The organism is Agrobacterium sp. 10T429, from assembly GCF_056393925.1.
The window spans coordinates 1-353 of sequence record NZ_JBFTGV010000106.1 but is presented as its reverse complement, the minus strand read 5'-3'; the positions used below and the strand labels follow the sequence as shown (position 1 = coordinate 353).

The following is a 353-nucleotide window of genomic DNA, read 5'->3' as shown; positions in this document are numbered from 1 at the left end:
GGTCGACATCGCGCTGGAGCAGGCTGTCGACGGTGGTTGCTGCTAGAAGACGCGCCAGCGCGTCGCCGGGGCAGCCGTGGCGGCCGGTGCCGAAGGTCCAGGGGCGGTCGGGGCGCGCCCCCGCCGGGTCGTGCGATGCGGCGGCCAGCAGCACCAGCACGGCATCGCCAGCCTTCAGGGATTCGCCGCAGAGCGTGGCGTCCGCCGCCAGGAAGCGGCGCGTGTTCTGCACCGGCGGATCGGTACGGGCGACGTCCGCGACAAGTTCCTCCAGATCGCCCGATGCTTCGCCCAACCGGCCGAGCCGCACCAGCGTATTCCCAACCAGCCCGGCCGTGGCCTCGCACGCCTGG

Annotated in this window: 1 pseudogene; it reads right to left on the bottom strand. The window is 73.4% G+C overall.

The features are described 5' to 3' along the window. Positions 1 to 353: pseudogene (locus AC1DCP_RS26745) on the bottom strand (hypothetical protein); the annotation flags it as partial.